The 21,914-nt window shown below is 64.9% G+C and carries 17 protein-coding genes; 7 read left to right on the forward strand and 10 right to left on the reverse strand.

The genetic code is table 11. The features are described 5' to 3' along the window. Nucleotides 1-47: 47 nt before the first annotated feature. From BW994_RS07080 to BW994_RS07095, 4 genes are read right to left on the reverse strand one after another with little or no spacing between them, the layout of a single operon-like run. Entirely contained in the window at nucleotides 48-1,508 is a 1,461-nt protein-coding gene (locus tag BW994_RS07080) for an AMP nucleosidase (protein WP_029310971.1), read from the reverse strand. Continuing rightward, the gene (locus BW994_RS07085; RefSeq protein WP_029310970.1) at nucleotides 1,505-2,839 is read right to left on the reverse strand and encodes an MFS transporter; all 1,335 of its coding nucleotides are present in this window, start codon (nucleotides 2,837-2,839) and stop codon (nucleotides 1,505-1,507) included. The genes BW994_RS07080 and BW994_RS07085 overlap by 4 nt, the downstream gene beginning before the upstream one ends. Further along, nucleotides 2,836-4,263 (reverse strand): dihydropyrimidinase, encoded by a 1,428-nt coding sequence (hydA, locus tag BW994_RS07090; RefSeq protein ID WP_029310969.1) that lies wholly within the window; start codon nucleotides 4,261-4,263, stop codon nucleotides 2,836-2,838. The genes BW994_RS07085 and hydA overlap by 4 nt, the downstream gene beginning before the upstream one ends. After that, on the reverse strand, nucleotides 4,263-4,958 hold the full coding sequence (locus BW994_RS07095) for a TetR/AcrR family transcriptional regulator (RefSeq protein WP_076454424.1): 696 nt from the start codon (nucleotides 4,956-4,958) through the stop codon (nucleotides 4,263-4,265). The genes hydA and BW994_RS07095 overlap by 1 nt, the downstream gene beginning before the upstream one ends. A gap of 111 nt (nucleotides 4,959-5,069) precedes the next feature. On the opposite strand from BW994_RS07095, the gene BW994_RS07100 reads away from it, so the two are divergent. The 6 genes from BW994_RS07100 to BW994_RS07125 all read left to right on the forward strand — a co-directional run bounded on the left by BW994_RS07100 (nucleotide 5,070) and on the right by BW994_RS07125 (nucleotide 12,703). Next, nucleotides 5,070-6,437, forward strand: coding sequence for an NAD(P)-dependent oxidoreductase (locus BW994_RS07100; protein ID WP_051657188.1), 1,368 nt, complete (start codon nucleotides 5,070-5,072; stop codon nucleotides 6,435-6,437). Continuing rightward, nucleotides 6,430-7,725, forward strand: coding sequence for an NAD-dependent dihydropyrimidine dehydrogenase subunit PreA (gene preA, locus BW994_RS07105; RefSeq protein ID WP_029310966.1), 1,296 nt, complete (start codon nucleotides 6,430-6,432; stop codon nucleotides 7,723-7,725). Before BW994_RS07100 ends, preA begins: the two co-directional genes overlap by 8 nt. Next, nucleotides 7,722-9,230 carry an NCS1 family nucleobase:cation symporter-1 gene (locus BW994_RS07110; protein ID WP_029310965.1) on the forward strand — a complete coding sequence of 503 codons (1,509 nt, stop codon included), beginning with the start codon at nucleotides 7,722-7,724 and terminating at the stop codon, nucleotides 9,228-9,230. The genes preA and BW994_RS07110 overlap by 4 nt, the downstream gene beginning before the upstream one ends. Nucleotides 9,231-9,443: 213 nt before the next feature. Beyond that, on the forward strand, nucleotides 9,444-9,671 hold the full coding sequence (locus BW994_RS07115) for a DUF3311 domain-containing protein (protein ID WP_081849011.1): 228 nt from the start codon (nucleotides 9,444-9,446) through the stop codon (nucleotides 9,669-9,671). Between the two features lie 10 nt (nucleotides 9,672-9,681). After that, the gene (gene mctP / locus BW994_RS07120; protein ID WP_029310963.1) at nucleotides 9,682-11,214 is read left to right on the forward strand and encodes a monocarboxylate uptake permease MctP; all 1,533 of its coding nucleotides are present in this window, start codon (nucleotides 9,682-9,684) and stop codon (nucleotides 11,212-11,214) included. A 259-nt stretch (nucleotides 11,215-11,473) separates the two neighbouring features. Then, nucleotides 11,474-12,703: an MFS transporter gene (locus tag BW994_RS07125; protein ID WP_245594058.1), complete on the forward strand. Its 1,230-nt coding sequence runs from the start codon at nucleotides 11,474-11,476 to the stop codon at nucleotides 12,701-12,703. On the opposite strand, the gene BW994_RS07130 is transcribed toward BW994_RS07125, so the two are convergent. The 3 genes from BW994_RS07130 to BW994_RS07140 all read right to left on the reverse strand — a co-directional run bounded on the left by BW994_RS07130 (nucleotide 12,692) and on the right by BW994_RS07140 (nucleotide 16,314). Continuing rightward, nucleotides 12,692-13,894, reverse strand: coding sequence for a hypothetical protein (locus BW994_RS07130; RefSeq protein ID WP_139334021.1), 1,203 nt, complete (start codon nucleotides 13,892-13,894; stop codon nucleotides 12,692-12,694). The two genes, BW994_RS07125 and BW994_RS07130, sit on opposite strands and share 12 nt — an antisense overlap. A gap of 96 nt (nucleotides 13,895-13,990) precedes the next feature. After that, complete coding sequence (locus tag BW994_RS07135) at nucleotides 13,991-14,791, reverse strand: DODA-type extradiol aromatic ring-opening family dioxygenase (protein WP_211252758.1); 801 nt, start codon at nucleotides 14,789-14,791, stop codon at nucleotides 13,991-13,993. Nucleotides 14,792-14,859: 68 nt separating this feature from the next. Then, on the reverse strand, nucleotides 14,860-16,314 hold the full coding sequence (locus BW994_RS07140; RefSeq protein WP_029310959.1) for a class II fumarate hydratase: 1,455 nt from the start codon (nucleotides 16,312-16,314) through the stop codon (nucleotides 14,860-14,862). A 104-nt stretch (nucleotides 16,315-16,418) separates the two neighbouring features. On the opposite strand from BW994_RS07140, the gene BW994_RS07145 reads away from it, so the two are divergent. After that, nucleotides 16,419-16,700, forward strand: coding sequence for a DUF427 domain-containing protein (locus BW994_RS07145; RefSeq protein ID WP_029310958.1), 282 nt, complete (start codon nucleotides 16,419-16,421; stop codon nucleotides 16,698-16,700). Nucleotides 16,701-16,706: 6 nt separating this feature from the next. On the opposite strand, the gene BW994_RS07150 is transcribed toward BW994_RS07145, so the two are convergent. The 3 genes from BW994_RS07150 to BW994_RS07160 all read right to left on the reverse strand — a co-directional run bounded on the left by BW994_RS07150 (nucleotide 16,707) and on the right by BW994_RS07160 (nucleotide 21,783). Beyond that, entirely contained in the window at nucleotides 16,707-18,533 is a 1,827-nt protein-coding gene (locus BW994_RS07150) for a methyl-accepting chemotaxis protein (RefSeq protein ID WP_139334022.1), read from the reverse strand. Nucleotides 18,534-18,721: 188 nt separating this feature from the next. Next, nucleotides 18,722-20,041 carry an ABC transporter ATP-binding protein gene (locus BW994_RS07155; protein ID WP_029310956.1) on the reverse strand — a complete coding sequence of 440 codons (1,320 nt, stop codon included), beginning with the start codon at nucleotides 20,039-20,041 and terminating at the stop codon, nucleotides 18,722-18,724. An 8-nt stretch (nucleotides 20,042-20,049) separates the two neighbouring features. Continuing rightward, on the reverse strand, nucleotides 20,050-21,783 hold the full coding sequence (locus BW994_RS07160; RefSeq protein WP_029310955.1) for an ABC transporter permease: 1,734 nt from the start codon (nucleotides 21,781-21,783) through the stop codon (nucleotides 20,050-20,052). Nucleotides 21,784-21,914: the final 131 nt, after the last annotated feature.

Consider the following 21,914-nt stretch of genomic DNA (forward strand, 5'->3'; position numbering starts at 1 on the left):
CAGTGGCGGACATTGTGGTTGCGCCGTCGCCGCGGTGTTGATCGAGTTTAGCGGAATCCGGGTTCGACGAAGCCGCGCAGCTTGCGCGAATGCAGCCGTTCGACGCCCTGGCGGCGCAGAATGTTCATGGTTTCGATGCCGATCATGATGTGTTGATCGATGCTGGTGCGGTAGAATTCATTGGCCATGCCGCGCAGTTTCAACTGCCCGTGCAGCGGCCGGTCCGATACGCAGAGCAGCGTGCCGTAGGGCACCCGAAACCTGAAGCCGTTGGCCGCGACGGTGGCGGACTCCATATCCACCGCAATCGCCCGGCTGCGGTTGAAGGCGGCGAAATACGTGTCGAGCTGGATTTCCCAGTTGCGGTTGTCGGTGGTCGCGACGGTGCCGGTGCGCAGCCGGGTTTTCAACTCATGGTCGCGCAGGCCGGTGACCAGCGAGGTCGCTTCGGCCAGCGCCACCTGCACCTCCGCGATCGCGGGGACCGGCACCCACAGCGGCAGATCATCGTCGAGCACATGATCGGCGCGGACATAGCCATGCGCCAGCACGTAATCGCCGAGCACCTGGCCGCGCCGCAACCCGGCGCAATGGCCTACCATCAGCCAGCAATGCGGCCGCAGCACCGCGATATGATCGGTGATGGTCTTGGCATTGCTCGGCCCGACGCCGATGTTGACCAGGGTGATGCCGTCGCCGTCCGGGCGTTTGATATGATAGGCGGGCATTTGCGGCAGATTGCGGCTGAATGCGTCGGGATCGATCGTGCCGCCCGCGGCGATCTCGATATCGCCGGGCCCGACGAAGGCGCTGACCTCACCTGCCGCGAGTTGCGCGCGCGCATAGACCACGAAGGCATCGGCATAGCGCTGGTAATTGGTGAACAGCACAAAGGACTGGAAATGACCCGGGGCCGTGCCGGTGTAATGGTGCAGGCGCGCGATCGAATAATCGACCCGCTCGGCGGTGAACAGCGACAGCGGGTTCGGCGCATCAACCAGCGGCCGGTTGGTGCTGTTGGCGATCGCGTCGTTGATCGCCCATAGATCGGGCTTGGTCGAGCGATCGAGCAGCGCCTCGTAATCGAAATCGGCGGCGGCACCCGAGGCATCCGGGGCGGCGAACGCGAGCGGGATCGGCGTCGCGCTGGGGCCGACATGCACGGCACAGCCGTGGTGATGCATCAGCCGGCTGATCTGTTCGTGGTAGTAGGAACCGAAAATATCCGGCCGTGTCAGCGTCGTGCCATAGATGCCGGGTTCGAGAAACACGCCGTGCGACAGCCGCGCATCGACGTTGAGTTGCTCTTGCGCCACCGAAAACGCGACGTAGGGGTAGGGTGCCTCGACCGGGCCCGGCGCTTGTGGATCGGCCACCAGGGCGCGGAACCCGGCGCCGATCCGGGCGAGGCTCTGGTCGTAGATGCGGCGGATTTCATGGACTGCTGCCGCCGCATCCTCATAGGCGGTGAGCGGGCCGAGCGCGTTCAGGTTCAGCCGGGCGTTCATGAGTGATCGGCGATCGTTTCGCCCGAGGCGATGCCGAGCGCCGCGCCGCCGCCGGTTTCGATGCCGAATGCCGACCACAGCGCCGCCCCGGCCAGCCCGACCAGCCAGACCGCGAGGTTGAAGCCGAGATATTCGCCGATCGTCAGGTTCTGGGTCACGAAAATGGTCACGACATAGCATCCGATCGAGATGAACCGTACCAGCGCCGTCATCGAACCGCGCACCGCGGTCGGCCAGATTTCGGCCTTGAACGTATCTTCGGTGATATACGCGATGTTGATGAAGAAGTTCAAAACGAACACCAATGCGAGAAACCGCAAGGCGTCGCTGTGCCACCAGCCGCGCGTCAGCACGATGATCAGGCTGATCCCTGCACAGGCGACATAGCCGAGCAGCAAGGTTCGGCGCCGGCTGAACCGGTCGCCCGAGAGGAAGATCGCCCCGGAAATCACCGCCGCCAGCCCGGCGGCCAACAGAATTTGATCGGTCAGGTTTTTGAAGAAATACGGCCCGACCACGTAGGTGATCATGCCATAGCCGGCCGCGTTGCCGAACGACATCATGGTGCTGCACGCGAGCTTCAGGCCCATGCGCGTCAAGCCCATCACCTGTCGCCATGACGATGTCGCTGTGGTGGACGTGCGCAACTCCGCCTCGATCGCGCCGATCCGTGCGGCCGCTTGATCGGGGTAGAAATGCTCGGCCTCGCGCAGCGCCCGCGCCGGATCGATGCCGTAGAGCCAGCGCAGCGATTCCGGCGTCCGGCCCCTAACATAGAAGAGCACGGCAACGATCACGAACCCCACACCGCCGACCACCGCGCGCTGGACCGGCACCGAGCCGTAGGATGATGAAAACGCGGCCACCGCGAGCACCAGCCCGCCGATCGAGACGAAGCTGACCGCCGCCATCGTCGCCTTGCCCCGGTGGCGCGGCGGCATCAGCTCATGCGAGGCGATCAGGATCGTGTTCATCTCGCCACCCGAGGCCAGCAGCATGATCGCCAGAAACAGCAGGATCAGCCCGTAGCCCTGGCTGAATGCGAGCCCGAGCGCACCCACGCCGTACAGCGCCATGGTGACATAGAACATCAGCTTGCGCCCCAGCCGGTCCGACAAGGGGCCCGAGATCGCGATGCCGATGATCAGCCAGATCGGCGCCCAGGCCAGCAACAGCGAGAGCAGCGATTTCGGAATGCTGACCCAGCCGGTCGCGACCGATGCCACGCCGAACGCATAGGCCTCGGCCAGCATGCCGATGGCGAAGGACAGGAAATTCCAGCTGTCGGTCGGGCACCAGGTGATGCGCCGGTCCGCTGGATGGGCCGTCACGCGCCGCGCACCAGGCTGTCGAGCGCCGCAGGGCGCGGCACCGCCGGCGTGAAGCAGGGGCGCTCGATGTAGCGCCCGGCACCGCGCACCGCGCGGAGATCGCCCTCGGTGAAGACCAATGCGCCGCCGGCAATCGTGTGGCGCGCCACACCGGTGACCTCCATGCCCTCGAACACGTTGAAATCGACGTTCTGGTGATGCGTGCTGGCGGAAATCCGCCGCAGCGCCGCGCCGTCCCACACCACGATATCGGCATCCGAACCGACCGCGATGCTGCCCTTGCGCGGATGGATGTTGAAGATCTGCGCCGTGTTGGTCGAGGTGATGCGCACGAATTCCTGCGCCGTCAGCCGGCCGCTGCGCACGCCATGATGCCAGAGCACGCTCATGCGATCCTCGATACCGCCGGTGCCGTTGGGGATCAGGGTGAAATCATCACGCCCGGCGGCCTTCTGCGGTGCGCAGAAACAGCAATGATCGGTCGCCGTGGTCTGCAACTGGCCCGACGCGAGCCCTGCCCATAGCGCGTTCTGGTGGTGTTTGGCGCGAAACGGCGGGCTCATCACATGGGCGGCGGCGAACGCGGGATCGGGGTGGTGATAGACGCTTTCGTCGATCACGAGATGCTGGGCCAGCACCTCGCCGAACACGCGCTGGCCGGTTGCGCGCGCCCGCGCGATGGCAGCCGCCGCCTGTTCGGTCGAGACATGCACAATATAGACCGGTGTGCCGATGACATTGGCGATGGTGATGGCCCGCTCGGCCGCCTCGCCCTCCACCGCCGGCGGGCGGGACAGCGCGTGGCCCGCGGGGCCGGTGATGCCGGCAGCGAGCAGGCTGCGCTGGAGATGAAACACCGCCTCGCCGTTCTCGGCATGCACGGTCGGCATCGCGCCGAGTTCCAGCGCGCGGGCAAAACTGTTCAGCAGCACGCCGTCATCGACCATGATCGCGCCCTTGTAGGCCATGAAATGCTTGAAACTGTTCACCCCGTGGCGCTGCGCCAGAATGCCCATCTCCGCATGCACCCGCTCTGACCAGCCGGTGATCGCGACATGGAAGCTGTAATCCGCTGAAGCTTTCGTGGCCCGGCCGCGCCAGATGTGATAGGCATCAAGCGGCGACTCGGTCGGCCCGGGGATCACGAAATCGATGATCATGGTGGTGCCGCCGGCGAGGCCTGCGGCGGTGCCGGTGTAAAAATCCTCGCTCGCCACCGTGCCCATGAACGGCAGTTCCATATGCGTGTGCGGATCGATGCCGCCGGGCATCACGAAGGCGGCCTCGGCATCGACCACCACAGCACCACCCGGTGCCTCGAGATCCGGCCCGATCGCGGTGATGATGCCGTCCGCGCAGAGCACGTCGGCCCGCGCCATCCGCTCGGCGGTCACGATTGTGCCGCCCCTGATCAACAGACTCATCAACGCTCCTTGGGTGAGGGTGGATCGATGCCGCAGCCGCGCAGCACGAGTTGCACGATCAGCGCCTGGCCGGCGGCGAACTGCTCGGCGCCCAGCGCCGGCACGCCGAGCACGGCCGCAATCTGGCTGTCGAAATCCGCATAGGTCTGGGTCATCGCCCAGAGCAGGAACAGCAGATGCCGTGGATCGACCCGGTCCATCTTGCCCTGGGCGATCCAGCCCTCGATCACCGCGGCCTTTTCATCGACCTTGCGGCGGAGTTCGAGGCCGAGATACGACCGCAGATGCACCGCGCCGTGCAAAATCTCGTTGGCGAACACTTTCGAGGCGAACGGCCGGTCGCGCGAGTAGGATAGTTTCGCCGCGATATAGGCGCGGAACGCAGTCCCCGGCTCGGCGCCGGGATGAATACTGTCCGAAGCATCCAGCCAGAGGGCGAGGATGTTCTCGAGCACCTGCGCGTACAGGTTCTCCTTGGTTCCGAAATGATAATGCAGATTGGCGCGCGGCAACCCGGTTGCCGCGGCAAGGCTCGCCATCGTCGCCCCGGCCAGCCCGGCCTGCGCGAAGACCGGCTCCGCCCGCGCCAGACTGCGCTGGACGATCCGCACCGAGCGGTTCTGCCGCGCGCCGGCTGCCTTGCCAACAGGCAACGCCGCGATCGCCTCGGGCGAATCTTGCGCCGAATCTTGCACGATCTCCGATCATACCTCGCTGAAAATTAGGCCATCTGATCAATTTCAGAAATAACTTGACCGAGCAGTCAGGTTTGGTCAAGTTCATTTCGGTCACGGAGGCTCCCTGGTATGAACGATAGGTCCGTCCCGGATGCATTGTTGTCGCCGCCCGATATCGCCTGTTCCCGGCTCGATCCGGTGCGGCTCGAAACCCTGTTCGCCGATATCCACCCCGCTTTGTCGCCCGACCAGGCCGCCATCGCGGCGGCGCGCTGCTATTTTTGTCACGACGCCCCATGCATCGCCGCCTGCCCGACCGGCATCGACATCCCCGGCTTCATCCGCGGCATCGCCACCGGCAATCTGACCGGCGCGGGTCAGCGCATTCTGAAATCGAACATCCTCGGCGGCTCCTGTGCCCGGGTCTGCCCCACCGAAATTCTCTGCGAGGGTGCTTGCGTGCGGACGGCGCAGGAACAGCAGCCGGTCGCGATCGGCGCACTGCAACGGGTCGCGACCGACCATGCGATGCGCGCACCGCAAAGCTTCAAGCGTGCACCCGCCACCGGGCGGCATGTCGCCATCGTCGGCGCGGGACCCGCCGGGCTCGCCTGCGCCCACGCGCTCGCGCTGCGTGGCCACGCCGTCACGCTGTTCGAGGCGCGCGACAAACCGGGCGGGCTCAATGAATACGGCATCGCCGCCTATAAGCTGACCGATGATTTCGCCGCGCGCGAAATCGCCTTCATTCTCGGCATCGGCGGCATCACCGTGAAAACCGGCCAGCGCCTTGGCCGTGACATCGACCTGCCAACCCTTCGTCAGACGCATGATGCCGTGTTCATCGCCCTCGGTCAGGCCGGGGTGAAGGCGCTGGCGCTGCCGGGCGAAGATTTGCCGCAGGTGATCGATGCGGTCGATTTCATTGCCGGCCTGCGCCAGAGCCATCCCGCCGCTGTCGCGATCGGGCGGCGCGTCGTCGTGATCGGCGGCGGCAACACCGCGATCGATGCGGCGACCCAGGCCAAACGCCTCGGCGCCGAACTCGTGACCATTGTCTACCGGCGCGACCGCGCGGCGATGGGTGCCACCGGGGCGGAACAGGACTGGGCGCTGACCAACGGCGTCGCACTCCGGCTGTGGGCCACGCCGGTCGCGTTCGAAGGTGAGGGCGCGCTCCGCGCCGTCCGCTTCGCGCGCACCGCACTCGACCCGGCCGGCACGCTGCACGCCCTGGCGGATCACTTCACGATCGAGGCGGACATGGTGCTCAAGGCGGTCGGCCAGACCCTGGTGGCGGGCGATGCAACCGGCCCCGCCCTGCACGCCAACCGCATCCTGATCGATCCGCTCACCCATGCCACCAGCCTGCCCGGCGTGTTCGCCGGCGGCGATTGCGTCGCCGGCACCGATCTCACGGTTCGCGCGGTGCAGGACGGCAAATGCGCCGCCGCCGCGATCGATCGTTTTCTTGATCAAGGGGCGCATCATGGCTGATCTTCGCACCAGCTTTGCCGGCATCCGCGCGCCCAACCCATTCTTCCTCGCCTCCGCGCCGCCGACCGACAAAGCCTATAACGTCGAGCGCGCTTTTCGCGCCGGCTGGGGCGGCGTGGTGTGGAAAACCCTGGGTGAAGACCCACCGGTGGTCAACGCCAGCAGCCGCTACGGCGCGCTCGGCTTCCAGGGTGAGCGCCTCGCCGGGCTCAGCAACATCGAACTGATCACCGACCGCCCGCTGGAACTCAACCTGCGGGAAATCACCGCGGTCAAGCGCAATTGGCCCGATCGCGCGATGATCGTGAGCCTGATGGTGCCCTGCACCGAATCCAGCTGGCAAGCGATCCTGGCGCGTGTCGAGGAGACCGGCGCCGATGGTGTGGAGCTCAATTTCGGCTGCCCGCACGGCATGTCCGAGCGCGGCATGGGCGCGGCGGTCGGGCAGGTGCCGGAGTATGTCGAAATGGTCACGCGCTGGTGCAAGCAGCACACGCGGATGCCCGTCATTGTCAAACTCACGCCCAACATCACCGATATCCTGATCCCCGCGCGCGCCGCCCGGGCCGGCGGTGCCGACGGGGTGGCTCTGATCAACACCATCCAGTCGATCGTCGGTGTCGATCTCGACAGTATCGCCCCGCTGCCGGCCGTCGATGGTCTCGGCACGCACGGCGGCTATTGCGGCCCGGCGGTCAAACCGATCGCGCTGCGCATGGTCGCGGACATCGCGCGCGATCCCGCGATGGCCGGCCTGCCGATCTCGGGCATCGGCGGCATCGCCACCTGGCGCGACGCCGCCGAGTTCATCGCCCTCGGTGCGGGCATGGTGCAGATCTGCACCGCCGCGATGCATTACGGATTCCGCATCATCGATGATCTGACCGATGGTTTGGCGAACTGGATGGATAGCAAACACCACGCGACCATCGCTGATCTGCGGGGCAGGGCGCTCGGCAATTATGTTCCCTGGCACGACCTCAACCTCGCCTGGAAGACCATCGCCCGGATCGATCAGGCCAGCTGCATCGGCTGCGGCCTGTGCCACATCGCCTGCGAGGATACCGCGCACCAGGCCATCGTTGCGCGCCGCGGCGATGGGCCGCGCACCTATGAGGTGATCGAGGCGGAATGCGTCGGCTGCAACCTGTGCCATCACATCTGCCCGGTCACCGGCTGCATCACCATGCAGCCGCAAACCGCCGGCCTGCGCCAGACGTGGCAGGATCACCCCAACAACCCGCTTCGCCACACCCCAGCAGTCCCCAACGCCGAGGCCCTGACATGACCCGTGCGACCGACGCCCAAACCGACCTGACCAATGCCGACCTTGCCCCCACCACGGCGGCGCAGCGCAGTTGGCGTTGGTATCATTTCGTCGCGCTCTGGATCGGTATGGTCATGTGCATCCCGTCCTACACGCTGGCTTCGAGCATGATCGGCGCCGGCATGTCGTGGTCGGAGGCGGTGCTGACGGTTTTCCTCGGCAATCTGATCGTGCTGGTGCCGATGCTGCTGATCGGCGATGCCGGTGCGCGTTACGGCATTCCCTACGCGGTGCTCGCCCGTGCCTCGTTCGGCACCACCGGGGCCAGGCTGCCCGCGATGATGCGCGCGCTGGTCGCGTGCGGCTGGTATGGCATTCAGACCTGGTTCGGCGGTGAAATGATCTACACGCTGGGTGGCGTGTTGGTTGGCCATCCGATCGGCGGTGCGCCGATCCCGGTGCTCGGCATCAATGCTGCCCAACTGGTCTGCTTTCTGCTGTTCTGGGCGATCGAGCTTTGGTACGTGCTGCATGGCATCGAGGCGATCCGTAAGCTCGAGACCTACACCGCACCGGCCAAAATCGTGATCTGCGCGCTGCTGCTGGGCTGGGTCTACCATAAGGTTGGCGGCTTTGGCCCGCTGCTCGACAAACCGTCCGCCTTCGCCGCCGGTGGAACGAAGGCCGGGCAGTTCTGGGCGGTGTTCTTTCCCTCGCTCACCGCGATGGTCGGCTTCTGGGCGACGCTTGCGCTGAACATTCCCGATTTTACGCGCTTTGCCAAAACCCGCGCCGATCAGGCGATCGGTCAGGCGATCGGGCTGCCGGTGCCGATGGGGCTGCTCGCGGTGTTCTCGGTGCTCGTCACCTCGGGCACCGTGGTGATCTATGGTGCCGCCATCTGGGACCCGGTGACCCTGGCCGGCAAAATGAGCGGCGCGGCCGTGCTGCTCGCGCTGGTGTTTCTTCTGGTCGATACCATCAGCGTCAACCTTGCGGCCAATCTGGTCGGCCCCGCCTATGATTTTTCGTCGCTCAGCCCGCGTCATGTCAGTTACCGGACCGGCGGCATGATCACCGCGGTGATCGCGATCGTGATGATGCCCTGGAAGATCCTGGCTTCGACGCATGGCTACATCTTCACTTGGCTGATCGGCTATTCCGCGCTGCTCGGCCCCATCGCCGGGATTCTGATCGTCGACTATGTGTTCATCCGCAACCGGCGGCTCGATGTCGCTGATTTATATCGAGCGAACGGCCGCTACACCTATCGCGGTGGCTGGAACCTCGCCGCACTCGCGGCGTTGATCCTGAGCATTCTGCCCAATCTGCCCGGGTTTCTGAACGCGGCGTTTCCGGCGAGCTTCACCCATGTCGCGCCGCTGTTCGTCACACTTTACACATATTCCTGGTTCGTCGGGCTCGTGATCGCATCGGTGATCTATGCGGGGCTGATGTGGGGCGTGCGGGTGGCCGAACAGCGCGAAGCTGCGCCCGCGCTTGCCACCGGCGATGCCATGCGGTGATCCAGCGCCCGATCCAGCGCCCGATCCAGCGCCCGATCCGGCGGGGCCGCGACGTGCGTTCATTCCATCCGGTTTTTCCGGATGCCGGTGCCGCGTGCGCGATCATTGTGCTGTCCGGGCGCGGGATTCTTGCCACGGCTTGAGGGATCGGCCTAAACCTCCGGTAACGGCTCCGGCATCGGGGCCATGAAACCGGGAGGTCCAAGCCACGCCATGTCATCACCCGATTGGTCATCACGCGAGCCGGAGCCGGAGCGCGGCAGACGCGTGTCCGCCTGGCGGTTTCTGCTGCTCATCCCGTTCATCGGCACGCTGTGGGTGCCGTTCTACAACCACGCCCTTCCGGCGGTGTTCGGGTTTCCGTTCTTCTACTGGTATCAGCTGGTAGCCGTGCCGCTCTCGGCGGTGATTATCTTCATCGTTTATAAAGCCGAGAGCTGAGGGCAGGACCATGGATATCGCGATCGTCATTTTTGCGGTTCTACTCGTGCTCGTGCTCGGCCTGGGGTTTGCCGCCGGGCGTTGGCGCAGCGGGGACATGACCAGGCTCGATGAATGGGGCCTCGGCGGGCGACAATTCGGGGTGATCATCTCGTGGTTTCTGATCGGCGGGGATATCTACACCGCCTACACCTTCATCGCGGTGCCCGCGCTGATGTTCGGTGCCGGGGCGCTGGCGTTTTTCGCGGTGCCGTACACGATTGTCGCCTACCCGATCCTGTATGTGATCTTTCCGAAATTATGGCGCGTCTCCGCCAAGCACGGCTTCGTCACCGGGCCGGAATTCGTGCGCGGACGCTACGGCAATCGCTATCTGGCGCTCGCGGTGGGGATAACCGGCATCGTCGCGACCATGCCGTATATCGCGCTGCAACTGGTGGGAATGCAGACCGTGATCGGCGGATTGGGGATCACCGGGGCGGGATTCGGCGCGCATCTGCCGCTGATCATCGCCTTTCTGGTTCTGGCGGCGTTTACCTTCACCTCCGGCCTGCGCGCGCCGGCGATGATTGCGATCGTCAAGGATCTGTTGATCTATCTGACCATCATTGTCGCGATCATCGTCATCCCAGCCGAACTCGGCGGGTTCGGCGCGATTTTTGCAAAAATCGCGCCGGCCAAGCTGCTGCTGCCCAAGCCGCCGGCCGGCAGCGGCGGGCTCTATTCCGGCTACGCCACCCTCGCACTCGGCTCGGCGATGGCGCTGTTTTTATACCCGCACGCAACCACCGGCGTGCTCTCGGCGCGATCGAGCGAAGTGGTGCGGCGCAACGCGGTGATCCTGCCGGCCTACTCGCTGATGCTCGGGCTGATCACGCTGCTTGGAGCCATGGCGGTCGCGTCGGGCGTTGCGACCATGCCGCAATTCGCGGCCGGGTTTAAGGAATTCGGCACCAATTTCGCGGTCCCCGCCTTGCTGATCCACACTCTGCCGCCTTGGTTCGTCGGCATCGCGTTCGCCGCCATCGCGATCGGCGCCCTGGTGCCCGCCGCCATCATGGCGATCGCCTCCGCGAACATCTTCACGCGCGACATCTGGCGCCAGTTCATCAACCCGCGCGTCACCGCCGGACAGGAATCGATGGTCGCGCGGCTGTTTTCCATCGTGATGATCATCGGCGCGCTCGCCTTCATCTTCGCGCTGCCGCTGAAATACGCCATCCAACTGCAATTGCTTGGCGGCATCTGGATGATCCAGATTTTCCCCGCCATCGTGTTCAGCCTGTTCACGCGCTTCTACAACGGCTGGGCCCTGCTGGTCGGCTGGGCCTGCGGCATCGGCCTTGCCACGCACTACGCACTACTCAATCACCTGGCAGGATCGATCTACCCGTTCCACATCGCAGGCTATACCTTCCCCTGCTACATCGCGATCGCGACCTTCATCGTCAACGTCGTCGTCTCGACCGCGCTATCCCCGATCTTCCACGCCTTCGCCTCTGACCGTATCCACGACGTCACGACCGAGGCCGATTACGGATGAGGTCTGGGGGCTGGGGACGGTTAAGCAAGCAAGGCCAGGGGGCTCTGCCCCCTGCACCCCCGCTAAGGGCGGAGCCCTTAGAACCCGCTAGTTTTAGGCAAGGGGAGGGCGCTGCCTCGGATTTTCCGTCGATCTGGCCTCGACAGCCCTCCCCTTGCCTAAAACTAATGGATTTTAAAGGCTCCGCCTTTAACGGGGTCCAGGGGCAGAGCCCCTGGCCTTACTTATTTACCGGCGCCCCAACCCCCAACTCCCATCCATGATCAGCCGCGTGGCGGGGCGGCGGGATGCGGCGTTTGGGTTTATCATGGCCACGATTTTGTTGGACATGTTGGCGATGGCGATTGTGTTGCCGGTGTTGCCGAAGCTGGTTTTGGGGTTGGTGTCCGGCAATGTGGTGTTGACGGCGCATGTATTCGGGTTTTTTGGCGCGGCGTGGGCGGCGATGCAATTTGTGACAGCGCCGGTGTTGGGGGCGTTGTCGGACCGGTTTGGCCGGCGGCCGGTGATTTTATTTTCATGTCTGGGGCAGGCGGTTGATTTTGCGGTGATGGCGTTGGCGCCGGATGTGGCGTGGTTGTTTGTCGGCCGGATTTTATCGGGGGCATCGTCGGCGAATATAGCGGCGGCGAATGCGTATATTGCGGATGTGACGCCGGCGCAGCGGCGGGCGGCGGCGTTCGGGGTTTCGGGTGTCGCGGCGGCGCTGGGGTTTGTGTTGGGGCCGGCGCTGGGCGGCATTTTGGGCGGCATTTCGTTGCGGCTGCCGTTCTGGTTTGCGGCGGGTCTGGCGCTTGCGAATTTTTTGTATGGGTTGGTGGCGTTGCCGGAATCCCTGTCGCGCCGGGCGCGCACGCGGCTGAGTTGGCGGGGGTTGAATCCGTTATCGGCGCTGGGGTTTTTCAGGCGGCCGCGGATAGCCGCACCGGCGAGTGTGTATGCGTTGGGAACGCTGGCGTTGCAGGCGGTGCCTTCGGTGCTCGTGCTCTATGTGCAGGACCGATATGGCTGGTTGCCGCTCGAAATCGGGTTGACCCTGGCGGCGGCGGGGGTGGGGTTTGCCTTGGTCGGCGGGTTGCTGGTGGGGCCGGTGGTGCATCGGTTCGGCGAGGTACGGGCGCTGGCGATGGGGTTGGCGGGTGGTGCGATCGGGTTTCTGATTTTTGGTTTTGCCCGGCACAGCATGGTGTTCTGGCTGGGTGTACCGGTGTTTTCGCTGTGGGGATTGGCGATGCCGGCGGTCCAGGGCGTGATGGCGCATCGGGTAAGCGATGCCGAGCAGGGGCGGTTGCAGGGGTTGCTGGCGAGTTTGACCGGGCTGACCGCGTTGATCGGGCCGCTGTTGTTCACCTCGGTGTATGCGAATTGTCTCGGGCCCGGCGGCGTGGCGACTGTGTGGACGGCGGGGTTGCCGCTGGTGGTCGCGAGTTTGCTGCTGGTGGCTTCGGTGGGGCCGGCGTTGCGGTTGCGCGGCGGTTCAGCGGGGTGACGACGGTGCAGGCGCGGGGGCTGAGCCGGGTTCGTTGAAGATTTTGTTGATGACGCGATCGGCGACCCTGCGGCGGTAGCGGTGTGCTTGTTGGAGGCGATCGAGGATGCGGGCCGAGAGCGGGATGGTCGTGTTTTCGAGCCCGATTGCGGCGAGCCAGGCGGGCAGGTCCGCGGTTTCGGGCGTTGTGATGGCGCACTGGGTTTCGAACGAAAACAGCGCTTCGAGCGGAATTTCGGATGCCGGGCGGACCATGTGAGCGGCTTCGAGCCCATTGGTTGATAATTGCCATTCCGCGCAGAGCGCCCGGTTGCCCGGGCCGAAGCGTCTGGCGAAGCGCTGTTGCAGATCGGCGCTGCTGGTGGACTGATCCGCACTGGCGGCGATGCGCATGATGCGGTTGCGCTCGATCGGCGAGGGCCGCTGGCCGGTGCGGTTGCGATGGAACGTATAGAGCGCGGTTGGGGTTGGTTGGCGCTGGTTGGCGGCTTCGCGACCGGGGCTTGGTTGCAGCACATCGGTGAGGCCGAACAGGGCAGCGAAATCGGCGACGATGCCGCCGGGGCCGAGGTCGTGGTAGTTGCGCAGGATGATCGTGGCATCGGTGCTCGCCCGCAGCGGGGCGAGGGCACGCTGATAGTCGAAGCAATGCACCGCCTCTTCGAACCGGCGGTGGCCGGTTTGCAGGATTTCATCGGCGTGGCGTTCGTAATCGGTGCCGATGCCGTGTTTGATCAGTTCGAGGAACAGGGTTTCGGCATACGCAATCTGGTTGCGAAGGTAGATGACCAAAACGAGTTTCCGGCCGGCTTGGCCCGCCAGACCGTGCAGGATGGCGGGACCGTCGGCGCCGGTCAGCAAGGTTTCGAACTCCTCGCTCGACAGGATAACATCGCCTGCAAATCCTGCGATTTCGGCGAGCATGGCAGGAGGATCGCCATGCGCGGGGTTGCAGAGCTGGTGGCGGACCATGTGCCAGGCCAGGTTGTGGTGCGCGCTGCTGCTGGGGTCGCTGCTGATCCGGCCTGGTCGGTCCCGGCTTCCGGCGCAAGGATAGAGGAACCCGGCGGCGCGTAATCGTGTTTCGCTTGACCGCAGCGTTGCCTGCAGGGCGGTGCTGCCGGTTTTATGAAAGCCGCAATGGATGATCAGCCTTGGGTCGCCCTGCATCACGATTGGGTTGCCTCTCACGCGATGTGATGCAGTTCGATATCACGCAATTTAAGATTGTGTAAATGGATTCAACTTATCCGGTGTGCGGCATCCGAAACCCCTTGCCGGTCCGGGTCAACCGAACCCGTAGGCGTCCATGCGCAGGATGGCGTGTTCGGTGGAATTGTGCAGGCGTTGGGCGGTGGGCGCGTCGCCGGCGGCGCCGAGGGCGGTGAACAGCGGGAGGAGATGTTCCTCGGTCGGGTGTTCATCGGCGGCGTGGGGCGCGTGGGTGCGGTAGTGGATCAGCGCATCGACATCGTGGGCGGCGATGTGTTGGTCCATCCAGGCGCTGAATGCGGTGACGTCGGCGGTTTCCGGGGCATCGACCGCCTGGCCACGGAAGCGGCGCAGATCGTGGGTGAAACTGCCCGAGCCAATGATCAGCACGCCTTCGGCGCGTAGCGGCGCCAGGGCCCGGCCGATGGCGTAGGCATAAGCGGGGCCGCGATGGGATTGCACGGAAAGTTGCAGGACCGGCACATCAGCATCCGGGAAGGCGAGCATCATCGGCACCCAGGCGCCGTGATCGAGGCCGCGGGCGTGGTCGATGCCGGTGGGAAAACCGGCCGCACCGAGCAGGTCCGCGATATGGGCGGCGAGCGTGGCATCGCCAGGTGCCGGATACTGGATTTCGAACAGGGCGCGCGGGAAGCCGCCGAAATCATGGATGGTCTCGTTGCGCGCGACCGCGTTGACCATGGGACGATCGGTTTCCCAATGGGCGGAGACCATCAGCACGGCACTTGGCCGGGGCAGGGTGGTGCCGAGCTGGGCCAGGAAATCACGCGCGGGGGTGCGGGTGATGGCGAGCATCGGTGAGCCGTGGCTGACGAAAATGCTGGGCAGTTGGGTGGGGATTGCAGTGTCCATCATATGTCTCGCTCGCTCAGAAGGTTCCGGTCAGCATAAGCACCACCACCCCAGAGGACCAGTGCCGGATTTCAGGCACCGGATAATCCGGTGCCGACCAAGCGGGCAGGATCGACGATGCGGTCGAACGTCGCACCGTCGATGCCGCCGTAGGCGATGGCGGCCTCGCGCAGGGTGAGGTTTTCGGCCTCGGCGTGGTGCGCGACGGCGGCGGCGCGGTCGTAGCCGATTTCCGGGGTGAGGGCGGTGACCAGCATGAGCGAGCGGCCGAGCTGGTCATCGATCCGGGCGCGGTTAAGGGTCGTGCCGGCGACCGAGAAGCGGTTGAGCGTGGCGCAGGCATCGGCGAGGTTGCGGCAGGCGCGCAGGATGTTGTTGATGATGAGCGGGCGCATGGCGTTGAGTTCGAAATTGCCCTGGCTGCCGGCGAAGGCGACCGCGTTGTCATCGCCGATCACCTGGATGCAGACCATCACCATGGCTTCGCATTGGGTCGGGTTGACCTTGCCCGGCATGATCGAGGAGCCGGGTTCGTTTTCCGGCAGGATGAGTTCGCCGATGCCGCAGCGCGGGCCGCTGGCGAGCCAGCGCATGTCGTTGGCGACCTTCAGGCAGGCGACCGCGAGGCCGCGGATCGCGGCCATGGTGGCGACCAGACCATCGAGCGAGGCTTGGGCCGCGAATTTATTGGGCGCGGTAACGTAGGGTTCGCCGGTGAGGCTGGCGATCTGGCCGGCGATGGCAGCACTGAAGCCGGGCCAGGCGGTGATGCCGGTGCCAACCGCGGTGCCGCCGGCGGCGAGTTGGTAGAGTTCGGGTTTGCAGGCATCGATGCGCGCGAGGGCGGTGCGAAGCTGATGGGCGTAGCCGGACCATTCCTGGCCGACGGTGAGGGGCACCGCGTCCTGCAGATGGGTGCGGCCGGTTTTGGGGATGTCGAGCCAGGCCTGGGCCTTGGCGTCGATCACGGCGGCGAGGGCGGTGGCGTTGGGGAGCAGTTGGCCGTCGAGCGCGTCGATCGTTGCGATGTGCATCGCGGTCGGAAAGGTGTCGTTGGAGGATTGGGCGAGGTTGAGATCATCGTTCGGGTGAACCGGCGCTTTGCTGCCGATGGCACCGCCGAGCAACTGGCTGGCACGGTTGGCCAGAACCTCGTTGATGTTCATGTTCGACTGGGTGCCGGAGCCGGTCTGATAAACGAACAGCGGAAAGTGATCGTCGAACTCGCCGTTGATGGCTTCATCGGCGGCGCGAATGATCGCGGCGGCTTTCCACGCCGGCAGGTGGCCAGCTTCGGCATTGACCATGGCGGCAGCTTTTTTGACGATGGCGTAGGCCCGGTAGACCGCGAGCGGCATGCGGTCCGCACCGATCGCGAAATGTTTCAGGCTGCGCTGGGTTTGTGCACCCCAGTAGCGATCGGCCGGGACTTCGATGCTGCCCATCGAATCGTGTTCGGTGCGGGTGCCGGTGGCGGCGATGCCGATCGGCAGGTTTCGCAGGGCGTGCGGCGATGCTTCGGTCATGGGTTGCACATGGGATTATCGCGGCTCGTGTTAAAGGCGCGGGGGTTTCGCGGCGTGCCGGCAGACCCATGTGAGTGGGGTAGATGGAGCATCAGGAGCGCGTCATGGTGAAGGCAATCTGGAACGAGACGGTCATTGCGGAATCGAATGATACCGTGGTGGTCGAGGGCAATCATTATTTTCCGCTCGATGCGGTGCGTGCCGAGGCGTTGCGGCCGAGTGCGACCACATCGCGCTGCCCGTGGAAGGGAACCGCGAATTATTATTCGGTCGCGGTGGACGGCGCGACCAATACGGATGCGGCCTGGTATTATGCCGAGCCGCTGGCCGCCGCGGCCGCGATCAAGGGCCGCGTCGCGTTCTGGAAAGGCGTAAAGGTCGGTTAGGACCAGCTACGCCCGCTGTAGCGATGGCAGGCGGCCCGATTTGGTCTGCTCGGCCAGAGCAAACCGGGCGATCAGGCTTGAGAGATGGTCAGAATCGCCCGCGAGACTGCTAGCGGCTGCGGTGGATTGCTGGACCATGGCGGCGTTCTGCTGGGTTGCCTGATCCATCGCGTTGATCGCGGTGTTGATCTGGCTGAGGCCGGTGGATTGCTCCTGCGCCGAAGCGGCAATCTCGGCCACGATGCCGTCGATGGTGGAAACCTGCGTTGCGATACGGTTGAGGGTTTTGCCCGCTTCATCGACCAGTTCGACGCCGGCCTTGACCTGGCTGCCGGACATTTTGATCAGGGAGGTGATTTCCTTGGCGGCATCGGCCGAGCGTTGTGCCAGGGCGCGCACTTCCGAGGCGACCACGGCGAAACCCCGCCCGGCATCGCCCGCGCGGGCAGCCTCGATCCCGGCGTTGAGGGCGAGCAGGTTGGTCTGGAACGCGATTTCGTCGATCACGCCGGTGATATTGCCGATCTGGGTGGAGGATTGAACGATGCCGGACATGGCATCGACCGCACGACCGACGACTTCACCCGAGCGCTCGGAATCATCGCGCGCGGTCTGCACCAGCTTGCGGGCCTCAACGGCGCCTTCGGCGGTGCGGCGGACGGTTGCGGTGATCTGATCGAGCGCGGCTGCGGTCTGTTCGAGGTTGGCGGCCTGTTGTTCGGCGCGGCGTGCCATGTCGTCCGAGGCGCTGGCGATCTGGCCGGAACCGGCGCGGATCGTATCGGTCGCGCCGGAGACATCGGTCATCGTGGCGTGCAGCCTCGTGACCGCATCATTGAAATCGGCCCGCAGTTTTTCGTATTCGGCGGCGAACGGGGTGTTGATGCGATGCAGCAGATCACCATCGGCGAGGCGACTCAGCCCGCCGGCGACGGCGCTGACCACGGCGGCAAGCTGGGTGTTCATGGCGGTCCGCAGGCTCTCCTGCTCGGCGCGTTCCGCTTCACGCAGTCGGCGTACTTCGCTCGATTCCGCTTCCAGGCGACGTTTTTCCAGCCCATCGAGCCGAAACCGGTCGATCGCTGTGGCAAGCGTGCCGATTTCGTCGGGCCTGCCCACTCCATCGATCGTGATGTCCGGCGCGCCGGTGCCGAGTTTGCCGGTCTGCACCGCAAGGGTTGCCAGCGGCAGCGCGATGGTGCGCGACAACCAGAACGCCACGCCGAAGATCAGGAGCAGAATCGGCAGGGCAAAAGCCGCAAACTCCCAGAGCAGGGCAGCGAAATCATGTTGCACATCGTCGAGGTAGATGCCGGTGCCGATCACCCAATGCCAGGGCGCGAAATATTCCACCATCGCGACTTTCTGAACCGGCGTTTTCGAGCCGGGCTTGGGAAACCGGTAGAAAGTGGGCCGGTGATCGCCCGCGACGGCGCGCCGTTCCATCACGCGGTTGAGGTACACCCCGTCCGGGTCGTGCAGGTTCCAGGTGTTTTGGCCGACCAGTTTTGGATCGGGTGGGAAGACGATGCGGACGGCTTTGCTGTTGTTGACGAATATATACCCGTCCTTGCCATAGCTCATCTGGCCGATGATCCGCTCAGCCTTGGCTTGGGCGGCGGCCTCGCTGATCTGGCCTGACTGTTCACGCTGGTAGATCGAGTCGGCGACCGAGCGCGCCATTTGGGCCAGGACGTCGGTCTTGGCGATCCGATCCGCCAGCATGGTGCGATAGAGCAGATGCAGCGCGAAGGCGCACAGGCAGACGAAGCCCACCAGGCTGATCGCGGCGGTCAGGTAAAGTTTATGTCGAACGTTGAGCTTCAAAACCACGTGGCGTCATCCTTGCTGCGGCCGCTATGATGGGCAGACTACGGGGCAAAGATTAACGCCGGGTTATGCGATCTCGCGCGGGACGTCGGCTCGAACGGCGTCGCGGGCCGTGAGGGCGCGGGGTTTTTGATCGGCGAACCCCCGCGCCTCGTTGGTGATGCGGAAACTGGCTCCACAGCGCGACGCCTTTACTCCTCCTCGATATCCTCGAGGCTGAATTGCTGCCCTTCCTCGTCGTATGAGAACAATTCGGCGTAGCGGCCCCAGGAAATCGCGGTGCGCAGGGTCTCCTCGGCGCGTTCGGGCGACATGTGGTCCTCCAGCTCGTCGCGGAAGCGCACGGCGGAGGCACGATGGTTCCAGCGTTCGTCGATCACCTGGCGGATCGCGGCAACCAGTTTGACATGGCTGCGCGCCGCCTCCGCAAAAATTTTCTTGCGCTCGTCCGTATCGGCGTGGACGAAGCTGCGACCCTGGTCGGTCAGGCGGATGTCGCCTTCCTCGAGTTCGGCGAAATGCAGCAATTGCAGCGTCTCGCCAAGCGGCAGCAGTTCATCGGCCTCGTATTGCAGCACGGCGGCCAGCGCGGGAAGATCGGCGCGGCCATTGTAGGGTTCGGCGGCGAGGGTTTCCATCAGGCCGGACATCAAATTGGTGCCGATCGGATGGAGCGGGGTCGCGAAGCCGGTGGTCGGTTTGGCGGCGGCGGCGCGCAGGTCGGCCGGGGTCTTGCGGCGCGTCATCACCGCGTAGATGTCATCGACCATCTGGCGGAAGGCCGGGTCGAGCCGGTTGCGCGGATGGGCGAACGGCACGGTCATTTCATGGGCGACGCGGCCGGGGTCGGATGAGAACACCAGGATGCGGTCGCACATCAGCACCGCTTCCTCGATGTTGTGGGTGACCATCAGGATCGATTTGACCGGCAGCTTACGCTCGGACCACAAATCGATCAGATCGGTGCGCAGCGTTTCCGCGGTCAGCACATCGAGTGCCGAAAACGGCTCGTCCATCAGCAGCAGATCGGGGTGGGTGACCAGCGCGCGCGCAAGACCGACGCGCTGGCGCATCCCGCCCGAAAGTTCCTTTGGATAGGCGCTTTCATAGCCGCCGAGGCCGATCAGGTCGATCGCTTCCTCGGCGCGGGTCTCGCGCACCGAACGAGAAACGCCCATCGCTTCGAGGCCGATTTCGACGTTTTCCTGCACCGAGAGCCAGGGGAACAGCGCGAAACTCTGGAACACCATGGCGACACCGCGCACCGGGCCGCGAACCGGCTTGCCCTGCCAGGTGACATCGCCGCTGGTGGGGCGCAACAGGCCGGCGATGATGCGCAGCAGGGTCGATTTGCCCGACCCCGAACGGCCGAGCAGGCCGACGATTTCGCCCTCGAACAGGCGCACGTTGACATCGTCGAGCACGATGAGTTCGTTATTGGCCTCTTTCGGATAGGCCTGCCGGCAATGGCTGACTTCGAGCAGGGTATGGGTGGTAACTTGCTGATCCATGAAATCCCCTATCCGAGATTGGTGCGGCGGCTGGCATAGGCATAGAGCGGGCGCCAGACCAGCCGGTTGAAACTCAGCACGAAGGCCGACATCACCGCGACGCCCAGCACGATCTTGCTGGTATCACCGGCGGTGGTGGCCTGCGCGATATAGGCACCCAGGCCCTTGGCAACCAGCGTGGTCTTGCCCCACGAGGCCACTTCCGCAACGATCGAGGCATTCCAGGCCGCCCCCGTCGCGGTGAGCGCGCCGGTGACCAGATAGGGCAAAATGCCGGGAATGATCAGGCGGCGCCAGCGCAGCCAGCCGCGCAGCCCGAAACTGGCAGCAACTTCCTTGAGGTCGCCCGGCAGCGCGGAAGCGCCGGCGACGACGTTGAACAGAATATACCATTGCGTGCCCAGCACCATCAGCGGCGTCAGCCAGATGTTCGGCAACAAATGGAAGGCGACGATGCCGGCCACCACCAGGGGAAACAGCAGATTGGCCGGAAACGCCGCGAGGAATTGCGCGACCGGCTGGACCAGCTTGGTCGCCTTCGGCCGCAGACCAACCCAGACGCCGACCGGCACCCAGATCGCGCAGGAAATCAGCAGGGCGGCGAGCACGCGCGCCAAAGTGAAAAACGCATCGATCACGCAGGTCAGCAGATCGGACCAGGCAAGATGCGCGGCGCAAAACGTCGTCACCTGCCAGAACGCATAGCCGGCGGCGGCGATCACCACGGCGTAGAACACGCCATCGCCCAGTTTGGACGAACTCTTGCCGACTTTCAGCGAGGCGAAGGTGCGTTCGGCGCGGCCGAGGCGGAGCCGGCCGATGACGGCGACACGATCGCCCAGCCACCCGGCCACCTCGCGCAGAATAAACGTGCGACGCAGCAGTTTCAGCACCCACGGCTCGCCGGCCGAGGCGGTCTGCACGGTTTCAAAGCGGAATTTGTCGGACCAGGCGACCAGCGGGCGGAACAGCAGCTGGTCGTACAGCAGGATGACCACCAGCATGGTGAACACGGCTTCGAAAATCGCCAGCAGATCACGCCGTTGCAGCGCGACCGAAACATAAGAGCCGATGCCCGGCAGGGTGAACGTGGTGTTGCCGACCGTGATGGCCTCGGCATAGACCACAAAGAACCAGCCGCCCGACATCGACAGCATCATGTTCCAGACCAGGCCGGGAACGGCGAACGGCACATCGAGCCGCCAGAAGCGCTGCCACGGCGAAAGGCCGAAGCTGCGGCACGCTTCATCGAGATCGGATGGTTCGGTGGTCAGGGATTGGTAGAAGCTGAACGTCATGTTCCACGCCTGGCCGGTGAACACCGCGAAAATGGCGGCGCATTCGGCGCCGAGCTGCTGGCCCGGAAACAGATTGACGAAGAACAGCACGGTGACCGACAGGAACCCGAGGATCGGGATCGATTGCAGGATGTCGAGCACCGGGATGATGATGATGGCGGCGCGCCGGCTTTTGGCGGCCAGCGTCGCGACCAGGAAGGTAAAGATCAGCGAGAGGAACAGCGCCGCGAACATGCGCAGCGTGGTACGGACCGCGTAGCCCGGCAGGTAGGCGGGATCGAGATGGATATGGGTCGCCTGGGCGGCGGCGAGCGGCGCGAGGGTGCCGCGCGCGACGCTGACGACGCCGATCAGCACGCCCATCACGAGCAGAATCGCAGCGATGTCCCACGCGTTGGGCAGGCGGCGTCCATGCACAAGGGCAGGCGGGGCGATGCTGGTCATGAGCAGATCCGCTTGAAAGAATTGACGATGTCGGTCTGATGCCGGGCCCTGCGAACCTGACAGGCCCGCCATAACCCGCAATGCCCCCCTTGTCACCCACTGATTGGTTGCAGTTCGATGATGGTGCGGGC

Source organism: Acidiphilium rubrum (genome assembly GCF_900156265.1).
Taxonomy (GTDB): Bacteria; Pseudomonadota; Alphaproteobacteria; order Acetobacterales; family Acetobacteraceae; genus Acidiphilium; species Acidiphilium rubrum.